The following is a 12548-nucleotide window of genomic DNA, read 5'->3' as shown; positions in this document are numbered from 1 at the left end:
ATGACAAGTAATCCGCTCCTGCCATCCCATACGCTTTCCGACGAAAAGCAAGTCACGTCGCGTCTGGTGGCCGCGTTGCAGCAAGAGCAGGATTTGCTCAGCGGCAATGGCGATGCGGACAAGATTCCCGACATCATCAACGAGAAGGCCAACATTGTTGCCAGCATGGCCACATTGGCGGATCAACGTCACAAGACGCTCGCCGCACTGGGATTCACTGCCGGCGAGAACGGCATGCAGTCATGGATCGAACAGCACGGTTCGGCCGAAGACAAGCAAGTTTGGGAAGAATTGTTTGCGCTGGCGCAATCCGCGCGCGAACTGAATCGCCTGAACGGCTTGCTGATCGGCAAGCAAATGGCAATCAACCAGAACGCCATGAACATCCTGCAAGGCAAGAGCAACGGCTCCTTCTACGGCCCTGACGGACAGTCCAGCCTGCGCAGCTCCGGCCGCCCTCTCGGCATCGGCTGATTTCCAGGCGCTCCTGAATCAAGAAAGCCCGTTCGCATGAACGGGCTTTTTGCTTTATGGAGCCGGCTTGGGCTGGATGGGCGGAACCGCCGGAACTGTCTTGTCCCCTTGGTCCGCAAACGGCACCTCGGTCGCCTGCTCCGCCAGGCGCGACAAGATCATCACGTCGACGCGGCGATTGCGCAGCCGCCCCTCGGGCGTATCGTTGGAAGCCACCGCCTGGTTCGATCCATGTCCCACCGCCGTCAGCCGCAGCTCGGCGATGCCCTGGTTGCTGAACAGCCGCGCCACCGTGCTGGCCCGCACCGCCGACAACTCCCAGTTGGAAGGAAACACGCTGGTGCTGATCTGCGTATTGTCGGTGTGGCCTTCGATCTGGATGGCATGATCGTCGTTCTTCAGCACGCGCGCGATGGCGATCAGGGTTTCTTCCGATTCCTTGCTGACCTTGGCGTCGCCGGGTGCGAACAGGACGTTGGCGTTGATCTCGACGTTGACGCCCACGCTGGTTTGCGTCACGCGCACCTTGCCCTCTTGCACCAGCGGCGCCAGCACTTGCATGATGTCGCGCGCCATGTCAGTCATGCGCTCTTTTTCACGGCGCAGCGCTTCGTTGCTGCGCGGCTTCTGCAACGTGATCTTGGGCGCAGCGGATTGCTGCGCGCCCTGTCCCCCGGCCTGCACTATGATCGGCGCGGTCGAGACCGGCTCTTTGCCGAAGGCGTTGACCAGCGAATCGGCGAGGATCTTGTATTTGCCTTCGTTGACTTGGGAAATGGCGTACATGACCACAAAAAAAGCGAACAGCAGCGTAATGAAGTCGGCATACGAAACCAGCCAACGTTCGTGGTTCTCGTGCTCTTCTACATGTTTTTTTCGGGCCATGATGAACAGGTGATGTCAGTCGATCATGAAGCAGGGAAATACGACTCGGCGCGCTCCTGGATCACGCGCGGGTTATCGCCGCTGGCGATACCGAACAGACTGTCGGCCACCATCTCGCGCCGGTTCACTTCCGCCGCCAGCAAGTCCTTGAGTTTGTTGGCCACCGGCAGGAAGAACAGGTTGGCCAGGCCGACCCCATAAATCGTCGCCACGAATGCCACCGCGATGCCGCCGCCCAGCTTGGCGGGATCCGACAGATTTTCCATCACGTGGATCAGCCCGAGCACCGCGCCGAGGATACCGATCGTGGGCGAATAGCCGCCGGCGGCTTCCCAGATCTTGAGCGCCTGGCGCTGGCGGGTTTCGTACGCGGTAGTGTCGACGTCAAGGATCTCGAGCAGCTTCGCCGGCGTAATGCCGTCGATCAGCAGGCGCAAGCCTTTCTTGACGAAGGGATCGGTGCTGTCGTTCATGTGTTCTTCAAGATGCAGCAGACCTTCGCGCCGCGAGATGCCGCTCCACACCGTGATGTTGTCGATCAGTGTGCGGTGATTGTGAAGCGGTGGAGAAAATACCCAGGACAGCAGCTTGACGCCGTGAACGAAGTTGTCGAGCCTGGTTTGCAGCAGCACCGCGCCGACGGTGCCGGCGAAGACGATCAGGAAAGCGGTCGGCTGCAGGATCGAACCGGGATGACCGCCTTCGAGCAGCAAGCCCAGCAAGATGCCACCCAACGCCAGCAGTAAGCCTCCTACGCTACTCCAGTCCACGCCTGCTCCCTCAAGGTCGAGCGCATGCGGGCGATGGCCTGGCTGTGCAGCTGGCAAACCCGCGACTCGGAGACGCCCATGACGGCGCCGATTTCCTTCAAGTTCATTTCCTGTTCGTAGTACAGGCCCATCAGAATCTTTTCACGCTCGGGCAAGGCCTTGATCGAATCGATGACGGCCTCGCGGAAACCGCCGTTGATCAGGTTCTGCAAAGGGTCATCGGTATCGCTGGTCTGGTAGCGATCGAGGAAATGCTCGTGGCCGCCGTCGGCGTCATGGAAATCTTCGTAGTAAATCAGTTGATGGCCGCCGCATTCGGTCAGCATGTCCTGGTATTCCAGCAGGCTCATCTTGAGCTGCGTGGCGACTTCGGTCTCCTGCGGCGGACGGCCGAGCTGCTGCAGCAGGACATGGATGGCCTCTTCGATCTTGCGGGTGTTCTGGCGGATGCTGCGCGGCAGCCAGTCGCTGCTGCGCAATTCGTCCAGCATGGCGCCGCGGATACGCTGCACGGCATAGGTTTCAAACTGTGCGCCGTGCGTTTCCTCATAGCGATTGACGGCATCAAGCAGACCGATCATGCCTGCCTGAATCAAGTCGTCCACTTCCACGCTGGGCGGAAGCTTTGCCTTCATCTGATGCGCCAGCTTTTTCACAAGCGCCGCATGCAGCTCGAGCAAACCGTTCTTGGCCGTCTTTCCTTTGACGTTATACATAGAACTCATCTCGTCAATAATGGTGAGTGCGAACTATCATGCAATGCAAGGCGCGTCATACTCCGAGACTTGCTCCATCGGTCGCCATACCGTACGTGCCCTTGGTGAGATTGGATAACGAAAACTGATCCGCCAGGCGCTTGAATGCCAGCGTCGCACCCGCCAATGGAAATGCTTCCAGCACGGTGCGGCCCTGCCCCGATGCGCGACGGATGTGTTCGTCGGCCGGGATAGAACCCATGAAATGCAATTGCGCCGCCAGGTAACGATTGGCGGCCTGCGCCATGTTGGCATACACCATCTGTGCATCCGCGTCCGAACCACCGCTCACGAGGAGGTTGAAAGGACGGCGGCCGAGCTTGTCGCTGAGGCCCTTGAGCAAGACGTACGCCGCCTTGATCGAGGTCGGGCTGGTCGACATGTGCACCACGATTTCGCCCATTTCCATGGCCGGCACCGGCAACAGTTCGTCGTCGTTCAGTTCACCGTTGATGAGGGTGATGTCGGACTCTTCCGTCAGTCCGTCAAAAATCTGCGCCAGCCGGGAGGCTTGCGGATGCGTGGAAGCCGAGACGTTCTTGCGCGACAGCCGCGCCAGCGCAAAACCTTCCGGCACCATGCGCACCGCTTCGTCCAGTTGCCGCTCCTGGCGTGCAACATCGAGCAGCGTCGCCACGGCGACACCGCCGAAACGCGACAAGATCACCGAAGGCGTCATGCAAGCGTCGACCAACAATGCGTTGTGGTCGGCGGCGGCAAGAGAGGCAGCCAGATTGATCAGCATCGCGCCTTTTTCCTCGTCGGGCAGAACCGAGAAGAAAGTGAATACGCGCGGCGTCGGACGCTCCAGCATCCGTCGCAGTCCTTCCGCTTGATCAACGTCATAGCTAGCCAAGGATCACCTCCCGCAGGCTTTTGTCATTCATGGCCGTGGCCGTCGGCCCGACCACGACCGGCAACTCGGCATCCTGGAATTCGAACGGCGCAGTTTCACGCTTCAGTTTAAAGGCGCGGTCGGCCAGATACAACCTGTTGGCAACATGCAAATCTTCCGGCACGCGCTGACCGTTTGCGACGTAATACAGATTCAGTTTCTGACGGATGACAACATCGAGCACATTACCGATGGTGGCTGCTTCGTCGAGCTTGGTAATGATGCAACCCGCCAGGCCGTCGCCCGAATACGCGCTCACGACTTCATTGAGCGTGCCGCCGGTGGCCGTTGCATTGAGGCACAACAGGCGCTTGATGTCGGTGCCTGCGCCGGACAGCATCGCAGCCTGTTCGGCCACCATCTGGTCGCGCTGGCCCATGCCGGCGGTATCGATTAGGACAGTATGTTTGCCGCGCAGTTCGTCGAGGGCGATACGCAAATCGGATTCATCTTTCACCGAGTGCACCATCACGCCGAGAATCTTGCCGTAAATGCGCAGTTGTTCGTAGCCGCCGATACGGTAGCCGTCGGTGGTGATCAACGCCAGCTTGCCCGGGCCGTGGCGCATCACGCAACGCGCCGCCAGTTTCGCGGTCGTGGTCGTTTTGCCAACACCGGTCGGGCCGACCAGCGCGTAGACGCCGCCCTCTTCCAGCAATTCGTTTTCGTTGGCCATGGTCATCAGATTCTTGGCCAGCACCGACTTGACCCAGAACATGGCGTCCTGAGATTTCGGGCTTTGCGGCAGATTCTCGGTGATCAGGCGCGACAGGCTGGCGCTGAAACCGGCGGCCAGCATTTCGCGCATGATCGCGGCCTTGGCCGGTTCGCGCTTTTGCGTGCCGCCCCAGGAGATTTCCGCCAGCTGAGTTTCCAGCACGCCGCGCATGGAGCGGATTTCGGTCATGACGTCGGACAGGATCTCGTCGTAGTCCTTGCCGTCGAACTCAGCCATGACACCGGCCTGTTGCGGACGCGTCGCTGCGGCAGCCTTAGGTCCCGCGGCCACTTGTGCCGGCGTCAGCGCTTGTGCCTGCTGTTCCTTGGCGCTGGCGCGTGCGGCATTGCGCGTACGCCAGACACGGGCATCGGCTTGCGCGGTATTGTGTTCGACCGGCATGGATGCACCGGGCGGTTGCTGCTGCTGTTGTGGTTCAACGCGCGTGCGCGGCACGGCGGCCTGCAGCGATGCAGGCTGGGCAGGCGGTCGGCGCACGGCCGGACGCGGCATGGCATCCTTGGACATGGCCGGCACCACCAGCGACGACATGTCTTCGTTTGCCATGGCCAGGATCTCGACACCGTCGTCGATATTCCGGTTGGAGAGAATGACGGCGTCAGGACCCAGCGCTTCGCGCACCTGGCGCCATGCGTCTCGCGACGACCCTGCTATAAATTTTTTGACGTTCATGCTTGCCCTCCAACTAGGCTGGTAACTTTAATCGTTTTCGAATCAGGAACTTCAGCGTGTGAAAGCACCCGGAGTTGAGGCATTGCGCGTCGCAAGAAGCGCGCCAGCAATGCCCGCAAAGGACCCGGGACCAACAATACCGGGGTTAAACCCAACTGCTCTTGATGACGTGCTGCGTTTTCTGTCTGAGTAATCAGCGTATCTGCCAGACCGGGCTCGATGCCGCCGCCTTCCGGTCCGCTGGCCTGCATCGCCTGCATCAGCAGACGCTCCAGCTTGGTGTCCAGTGTCATGACCGACAGCTCGCTCTCGGTCGGGAAAATCTGTTGCACGATCGCGCGGCCCAGGGCAATGCGCACGATGGCGGTCAGTTCGTTCGGCTCCTGCACGCGCGGCGCATGCTCGGCCAGGGTTTCGATAATAGTCCGCATATCGCGGATATGCACGCCTTCGATGAGCAGGTTTTGCAACACTTTCTGGACCGTGCCCAACGGCAAGGCTTTCGGCACCAGATCTTCGATCAGCTTCGGCGCATCCTTGCCGATGTGATCGAGCAATTGCTGCACTTCCTGGCGCCCCAGCAATTCCGCTGCGTGGATGGTGATCAAATGGTTGAGGTGGGTCGCAATGACGGTGCCGGTATCGACCACGGTGTAGCCCATGGTCTGCGCCATTTCGCGCATGTTGCTTTCGATCCAGACAGCCGGCAGGCCGAACGCAGGGTCGGTGGTCATGAGCCCTGGCAACGGGCCGGTGACCATGCCCGGATTGATCGCCAGGAACTGGCCGAAAGTGGCTTCGCCCTTGCCGATTTCCACGCCCTTCAAGGCGATGCGATAGGCCGACGGCTTGAGTTCGAGGTTGTCGCGGATATGTACCGGCGGCGACAGGAAGCCGACTTCCTGCGCGAATTTCTTGCGGATGCCTTTGATCCGGCGCAGCAGTTCGCCGCCCTGCCCTTTGTCCACCAGCGGGATGAGGCGGTAACCGACTTCCAGACCGAGCGTGTCGACCGGCAAGATGTCCTGCCAGGTGGCTTCCTCGATTTCCTGCGGCGTCGTGACGGGGGCCGGCAATTCGGCGATCGCGCCGGCCTGCTGCTTACGCTGGCTGACGGAATAACCGGCGCCGGCCAGCATGGCGGCAATGATGATGAACGCAACATGCGGCATGCCCGGGATCAGGCCCATGCCGCCGATGATGATGGCGGTCAGGTACAGGACTTCCGGCTTGGCGAACAGCTGGTTGATCAGTTGGCCGCCGACGTCCTGATCGTTGGCGACGCGCGAGACCACCACACCTGCAGCGGTGGAGATGATCAGCGAAGGAATCTGTGCGACCAGGCCGTCACCGATGGCCAGCAGCGTGTAGTTCTTCAATGCCATGTCGAAGGCCAGGTCATGCTGGATCATGCCGACCACGAGACCGCCGACGATGTTGACCACGGTCACGATAATGCCGGCCACGGCATCGCCGCGCACGTACTTGCTGGCGCCGTCCATGGCGCCGTAGAATTCGGCTTCCTGCGCCACTTCCTTGCGGCGGGCGCGGGCTTCCGGCTCGCCGATCATGCCGGCGTTGAGGTCGGCGTCGATCGCCATCTGCTTGCCGGGCATCGCATCGAGAGTGAAGCGTGCACCCACTTCGGCGATACGGCCGGCACCCTTGGTGACGACGGTGAAGTTGATGATCGTCAGAATGATGAAGACGACGATACCGACGGTGTAGTTGCCGCCGATCAGGAAGTGGCCGAAGGCCTCAATCACCTTACCCGCTGCGTCGGGACCGGTATGGCCTTCGGTCAGCACCACGCGGGTGGATGCCACGTTGAGCGACAGGCGCAGCATGGTGCTCACCAGCAGCACCGCCGGGAACGCCACGAAGTCGAGCGGCTTGACGGTGTACAGCGCGGTCAGCAACACGATCACCGACAGCGAAATATTGAAGCTGAACAGGATGTCGAGCGCAAACGCCGGCAGCGGCAGCACCATCATCGCCAGCATCATGACGATCAGGATCGGCGCTGCGAGCGCTTTGGTATGCTTGATCGGCACCCAGGCCGGGAGTTTCATGCTGTTGATGTTCATTGTCCGGCCCTAGCTTGTGCGGCAGCCATGGCGGCCTTGCGTTTGTACAGTGGATCGTCCAGTTCCTTCGGCACCTCGAGCTCGCTCGGCTCGTCCGGACGGACGCCGCCATTGCTGTTGTAGGTGCGCAGCTGGAAGACATAGGCGAGGACTTCAGCGACCGCTGTGTAGAGCGATTCCGGAATCTCGTCGCCGATTTCGGTGTGGTAGTGCAATGCGCGCGCCAGCGGCGGCGCTTCGAGGATCGGTACGTTGTTCTCCGCAGCGATCTTGCGGATGTTGGCGGCCACCGCTTCGGTGCCCTTGGCCACCACCTGCGGCGCCGACATGCCGCCTTCGCTGTACTTCAGCGCCACGGCAAAGTGGGTCGGGTTGGTCACCACGACGTCCGCCGTGGGCACCGACGACATCATGCGGCGGCGTGCGGCGGCACGTTGCAGGGCGCGAATCTTGCCCTTGATCAACGGGTCGCCGTCGGATTCCTTGTGTTCCTGCTTGACTTCCTGGCGCGTCATCTTGAGCTTGCGGGTGTAGTTCCACAGCTGATACGGGACGTCGATCACGGCAATCACGATCAGGGCGCAGACCATCATGATGAAGCAGGTCCACAGCAAATTCGGCATGTGGCTGCTGGCCACCTTGAGCGGCTCGACGCTCAGGTTGAGGACCGCGTCGATATGGCTGCGCATGGCGAACCAGGCGATGACGCCGACCAGGACGGACTTCAGAATGCCCTTGCCCAACTCGACCAGCGAATTGAGCGAGAACAGGTTCATGATGCCCTTCATGGGGTTGAGGCGGTCGAACTTGGGTTCCAGCGAGCTGCCGTTGAACAGCCAGCCGCCCAGAATCAGCGGCGAGGCCACGGCCGCCAGCGTCATCAGGAAAGCGATGGGAATACAGGCGACCGCCACTTCCATGAAATGACCGCTCATGCGTTCGAACAGCAAGGCCGGATCGAAAGCCATTTCACGCTCGAACGTCATGGTGGAGACCATGAAGCGGTTGAGGCTGGTCACGAGCGGGCCGGTAAACATCCACAGGGTGCTGCCGCCGATGAGCAGCATGACGCACGTAGCCATTTCGCGCGAGCGCGGCACGTCGCCCTGCTCACGCGCTTTTTCAATGCGTTTGCTGGTGGGCTGTTCGGTCCGTTCTTGATCGCTATCTTCGGCCACTGCCGTTCCCCCGTATTGCTTCTTTCCGCTTGTAAAGACGGAATTTTGAGACTATCAGGCAGAATTATTGGCGAGGGAGACCTCGAATCATCGCGGGAATAAGGGGCGAAACGCCCCGTATTTCGGAGCAGGAGAAGCGCGCCATATCTGCCTTCAGGGCGTGAAGGCAGACAGGACGGCGGTCTGCGGTGTCGCTGAGCAGTTGTAAAAACCGCTCGAAACAACACCGCAAGCATGCAAACTATCGTTAAAACAACTTAAAAGCCGAGACTTTCCAGCAAATCGTCCACCTGGCTTTGGTTGGCAATCACGTTGTGACCGGTCGGATTGATCTGCGGACCGTTCAGCAGGCCGCTATCTTCGCGCTTGGCTTCCGGCGGCGAATAATCGACCAACAACTGCACCAGCTGGCTTTCGATATCGTGCGCCACTTCGGTCACGCGCTTGATCACCTGCCCGGTCAGGTCCTGGAAGTCCTGGGCCATCATGATGTCGAGCAATTGCTGCTTGGTCAGGCTGACGTTTTCACGTGTTGCACCGAGGTAAGCCTGGGTCTTTTCCGCCAAAGCGCGGTAATCGCTCTCGGAAAACGGCGCGTCCGTGACTGCCTTCCACTCCGCAGCCAGCGTACTTGCACCCTCGCCGATGGCGTCCTGCATCGGGCCGGCGGTTTCGGTCGCGTTCAGCACGCGCTGGGCAGCCTTCTCGGTCATCATCGCCACGTATTCGAGGCGATCGCGCGCGTCCGGCATGTCGCTGGCGGCTTTTTCAAGCAAACGGTCGAAACCGAGTCCGCGCAGATTGTCATGCAAACTGCGCGTCATGTGGCCAATACGCGCCAGGAACTGATCCTGCTGTTCCGCTACCGGTGCGCCCGGCGGCACTGCTCCCTGGGATGCGGTATCCACGTTAGCCTCCGGCCTCCAGCTTTTCGAAGATCTTGCCGAGCTTTTCGTCAAGAGTTGCGGCCGTGAATGGCTTGACCACGTAACCATTGGCGCCGGCTTGCGCGGCGGCAACGATGTTTTCCTTCTTGGCTTCGGCAGTCACCATCAGGACCGGCAACTTCGACAGCGCCGGATCCTTGCGGATTTCCTGCAGCATGGTCAGGCCGTCCATATTTGGCATGTTCCAGTCCGACACCACGAAATCGAACTGGTCGCTGCGCAGTTTTTGCAAACCTTGCACGCCGTCTTCGGCTTCGTCCACATTGGTGTAGCCGAGCTCTTTGAGCAGGTTACGGACAATGCGGCGCATCGTGGAGAAATCGTCTACAACGAGAAACTTGGTATTTGGGCCTGCCATGATTATTACTCCATTGATTCGAAACTATTGTTGACGATAACGACACTAATTCGGCAAAACTTAAGGCCCGACAGCTAACTACCCGTGAAATTTCGTGGATGGCTGAATGGTACTCGAACTACACCCGCAATGCACGGCTGCCGTGCTCGGCCAGGTAACTCAAGACGCGGCCCGGCATGGCCTGCAGCGCCAGCACCTCATGCGCCCCACCCACTGCAATCGCTTCGCGCGGCATGCCGAAGACCACGCACGAGGCTTCGTCCTGGGCAAAATTATAGGCGCCGGCATTGCGCATCTCCAGCATCCCCAGAGCGCCGTCCTTGCCCATGCCGGTCAGGATCACGCCGACCGCGTTCTTGCCGGCGCAGGCCGCTGCCGAATTGAACAGCACGTCGACCGACGGCCGATGGCGGTTGACCGGCGGCCCCTGATCGAGCTGGGTCATGTAGTTGGCGCCGCTGCGCACCAGCTTGAGGTGCGAATGGCCAGGCGCGATGTAGGCGTGGCCAGGCAGGACACGTTCGTTGCCCGCGGCTTCCTTGACCGAAATCTTGCACAGATTGTCGAGGCGTTGCGCGAAGGAGCGCGTGAAGCCTTCCGGCATGTGCTGGGTGATCAGGATGCCCGGACAGTCCGAGGGCATGCGGATCAGGAATTCCTTGATCGCCTCGGTGCCGCCGGTGGAGGCGCCGATGATGATCAGCTTTTCGCTCGACAGCAGCGGATTGCGCATCTGCGGCAGCGGTTCGCCGCCGCTCGCCTTGGCCGCATCCGGATGCGGGATCGCGCGTGGGCGGATACTGGCCTTGGACGCCGCGCGAATCTTGTCGGCAATCATGTCGGTGTATTCCTGCATGCCGCTCTGGATCGAGATCTTCGGTTTGGTGACGAAGTCGACCGCACCCAATTCCAGCGCGCGCAGCGTGATTTCCGAGCCGCGCTCGGTCAGCGACGACACCATCACCACCGGCATCGGCCGCAGGCGCATCAGTTTCTCGAGGAAATCGAGGCCGTCCATGCGCGGCATTTCAACGTCCAGCGTGAGGACGTCAGGGTTGGTCTGCTTGATCAGATCGCGCGCAATGATGGGATCGGGGGCAACGCCCACGACTTCCATGTCAGGCTGGCTGCCGATGATCTCTTTCATGACGCTGCGGATCAATGCCGAGTCGTCGACGATCAATACTTTTATTTTCATACGATCCGTACTTTCCTGAAACTCGCCTCGGCAACACCCGGCAGAGGCGGATAAAAAACTTTGCCGCTTGCAATGCAGACGCTAAAACACCAGCGTCAAAACAAGTCGACTGCGCCGCCCACCGGTTTGGCGACCAGCTTGCTGGCGTAATCCTGTTCGCGATTCACCAGTGTGTTGTTATGCAATTGTTTGAGCTTTTTGACCAGCACCTTGCCGGTGCGGGGGAAGAAATATACCTTACGCGGCCAGATATCGTTAAGATCTTCCGCGACCACGCGAATATTTTCCGCCTTCAGATAATCACGCACGAACTGCGCGTTACGTTCGCCGACGTTGATGGCGATGAAGCCGCGCAGCACGTTGCCGCCGCCGAATACCTTGGCTTCCAGGTTCTCGCGCCGGGCGCCGGCCTTGAGCACGTCATTGATCAGAATTTCCATGGCGTAAGTGCCGTAGCGCATCGATGCCGAAATCGGGCTGTCGCCATCACCGCTGTCGGGCAGCATGAAGTGATTCATGCCGCCGATGCCGGTGACGCGGTCGCGGATGCACGCGGACACGCACGAACCCAGCACCGTGACGATCATCATGTCCTTGTGCGTGAAATAGTATTCGCCCGGCAATATCTTGGCCGCATCGCAATCGAAGGTGCGGTCGTAGTAGACGTTGGAAGCGAATTGATCCTGGCCTTGGCTCATGGCTTATTTCCCCGCCTTGCGTTGCGTTGCGGCTCCAAGCTCGTAGACCGTTTTCCCCTTGAGCTTCAAGGCGTCGGAGACATACAGGAAGTTCTCGGAATGGCCCGCAAACAGCAGCGCATGCGGTTTCATGAGCGGCACGAAGCGAGACAGGATCTTGCTCTGCGTCGGCTTGTCGAAATAGATCATCACGTTGCGGCAGAAGATGACGTCGAACTGCCCGGTCAGGGGCCATCCGTCGGCCAGCAGGTTCAGTTGCTTAAAGGTCACCAGCTTGCGCAATTCCGGACGCACCCGGACGTAGCCTTCCTGGTTGCCCTTGCCGCGCAGGAAGAATTTCTTGATGCGCTCGGGCGAAAGCTTGTCGATGCGTTCAATCGGATAGACGCCGTTGGCGCCGGTGGCCAGCACGTTGGTGTCGATGTCGGTGGCGATGATCTGCGCGGGCGGCGTCAGCGTGCCGTAAGCCTCGCACAGCGTCATGGCGATCGTGTAGGGTTCTTCGCCGGTGGAGGCGGCCGAACACCAGACGGTGGCCGGCTCCTTGAGCGTCTTGACGAAATCGGCAAGGATCGGAAAATGATGCGACTCGCGGAAGAACGACGTCAGGTTGGTGGTCAGCGCATTGGTGAACGCCTCCCACTCGTCGGTGTCGCCACCGCGTTCCAGCATGTCCAGGTATTGCACGAAGGAGGCAATGCCGGTCGCGCGCAGGCGCCGCGCCAGGCGGCTATAGACCATTTCCTGCTTGCTTTCGGCCAACGCAATGCCGGCGCGCTTATAGATAAGATCCCGGACCCTGTCAAAATCGCGATTCGTAAAATCGAACTCTTTGACAGAATCGAGCTTATTCTGCGGAGCAGGTTTCAAGTTGATGTTCCTTTTCTAATCC

Annotated in this window: 13 protein-coding genes; 1 reads left to right on the top strand and 12 read right to left on the bottom strand. The window is 60.2% G+C overall.

The features are described 5' to 3' along the window. On the top strand, positions 1–474 hold the full coding sequence (locus F506_RS10215; RefSeq protein WP_053197149.1) for a flagella synthesis protein FlgN: 474 nt from the start codon (positions 1–3) through the stop codon (positions 472–474). Positions 475–528: 54 nt separating this feature from the next. Here the strand turns inward: F506_RS10215 and motD are convergent, their stop codons facing one another. The 12 genes from motD to F506_RS10155 form a co-directional block, all read right to left on the bottom strand. Then, a complete protein-coding gene (gene motD / locus F506_RS10210) occupies positions 529–1359 on the bottom strand; it encodes a flagellar motor protein MotD (RefSeq protein ID WP_053197147.1) in 831 nt (276 codons plus the stop codon). 23 nt (positions 1360–1382) lie between these two features. Beyond that, positions 1383–2129, bottom strand: a complete 747-nt coding sequence (locus F506_RS10205; protein ID WP_053197145.1) for a flagellar motor protein — start codon at positions 2127–2129, stop codon at positions 1383–1385. After that, on the bottom strand, positions 2111–2845 hold the full coding sequence (locus F506_RS10200; RefSeq protein ID WP_053197142.1) for an RNA polymerase sigma factor FliA: 735 nt from the start codon (positions 2843–2845) through the stop codon (positions 2111–2113). The genes F506_RS10205 and F506_RS10200 overlap by 19 nt, the downstream gene beginning before the upstream one ends. Positions 2846–2900: 55 nt before the next feature. Continuing rightward, positions 2901–3698, bottom strand: a complete 798-nt coding sequence (locus F506_RS10195; protein ID WP_053197140.1) for a MinD/ParA family ATP-binding protein — start codon at positions 3696–3698, stop codon at positions 2901–2903. A 34-nt stretch (positions 3699–3732) separates the two neighbouring features. After that, positions 3733–5190, bottom strand: a complete 1458-nt coding sequence (flhF, locus tag F506_RS10190; protein ID WP_053197138.1) for a flagellar biosynthesis protein FlhF — start codon at positions 5188–5190, stop codon at positions 3733–3735. Continuing rightward, entirely contained in the window at positions 5187–7277 is a 2091-nt protein-coding gene (flhA, locus tag F506_RS10185; protein ID WP_053197136.1) for a flagellar biosynthesis protein FlhA, read from the bottom strand. The genes flhF and flhA overlap by 4 nt, the downstream gene beginning before the upstream one ends. Next, positions 7274–8455, bottom strand: coding sequence for a flagellar biosynthesis protein FlhB (flhB, locus tag F506_RS10180; protein WP_053197134.1), 1182 nt, complete (start codon positions 8453–8455; stop codon positions 7274–7276). Before flhB ends, flhA begins: the two co-directional genes overlap by 4 nt. 257 nt (positions 8456–8712) lie before the next feature. After that, positions 8713–9363 (bottom strand): protein phosphatase CheZ, encoded by a 651-nt coding sequence (gene cheZ / locus F506_RS10175; protein ID WP_053197132.1) that lies wholly within the window; start codon positions 9361–9363, stop codon positions 8713–8715. Position 9364: 1 nt separating this feature from the next. Further along, positions 9365–9760 (bottom strand): chemotaxis response regulator CheY, encoded by a 396-nt coding sequence (gene cheY, locus F506_RS10170; protein ID WP_053197130.1) that lies wholly within the window; start codon positions 9758–9760, stop codon positions 9365–9367. 118 nt (positions 9761–9878) lie between these two features. Beyond that, positions 9879–10958: a protein-glutamate methylesterase/protein-glutamine glutaminase gene (locus F506_RS10165; protein ID WP_053197127.1), complete on the bottom strand. Its 1080-nt coding sequence runs from the start codon at positions 10956–10958 to the stop codon at positions 9879–9881. A gap of 95 nt (positions 10959–11053) precedes the next feature. Further along, on the bottom strand, positions 11054–11656 hold the full coding sequence (gene cheD, locus F506_RS10160; RefSeq protein ID WP_053197125.1) for a chemoreceptor glutamine deamidase CheD: 603 nt from the start codon (positions 11654–11656) through the stop codon (positions 11054–11056). 3 nt (positions 11657–11659) lie between these two features. After that, the gene (locus F506_RS10155) at positions 11660–12526 is read right to left on the bottom strand and encodes a CheR family methyltransferase (RefSeq protein ID WP_053197124.1); all 867 of its coding nucleotides are present in this window, start codon (positions 12524–12526) and stop codon (positions 11660–11662) included. Positions 12527–12548: the final 22 nt, after the last annotated feature.

The organism is Herbaspirillum hiltneri N3, assembly GCF_001267925.1.
GTDB lineage: Bacteria > Pseudomonadota > Gammaproteobacteria > Burkholderiales > Burkholderiaceae_D > Herbaspirillum > Herbaspirillum hiltneri.
Note: the sequence above shows the minus strand (reverse complement) of the source record. Positions and strands in the feature narration are given on the sequence as shown.